1 protein-coding gene is annotated in these 276 nt (G+C 65.9%); it reads right to left on the bottom strand.

Annotated elements, in window-relative coordinates:
• On the bottom strand, positions 1–276 hold a 276-nt coding region (locus HLUSI_RS27460), incomplete at both ends, for a calcium-binding protein (RefSeq protein ID WP_040503258.1).

Genomic DNA, 276 nt, shown 5'->3' with positions numbered 1-276 from the left:
TAGGCGCCGCCGATCAGGTTCTGGATATTGCTCAGCACATCGCCCTGGGCGTCGCCACCGGAACCGAGACCGGTGGAAAGATCGATCGTTATGCCCGCGCCGGAATTCTTGTAGCCCGCCGTATTGATGCCCTGCGTGCCGCCGGTCAGCGTGTCGGCGCCTGCGCCGCCTTCGAAGTAGGTATTGCCGCTGCCGCCGATGATGGTGTCGGCGCCCGCGCCGCCGTAGAGCAAGTCGTTGGCGTTGCTGCCGTAAATGGTGACGCCGCCGTCGCCC

The organism is Herbaspirillum lusitanum P6-12 (assembly GCF_000256565.1).
Classification (GTDB): domain Bacteria; phylum Pseudomonadota; class Gammaproteobacteria; order Burkholderiales; family Burkholderiaceae_D; genus Herbaspirillum; species Herbaspirillum lusitanum.
The sequence above is the reverse complement of the archived record's forward strand: the minus strand, read 5'-3'. Positions and strand labels throughout refer to the sequence as shown.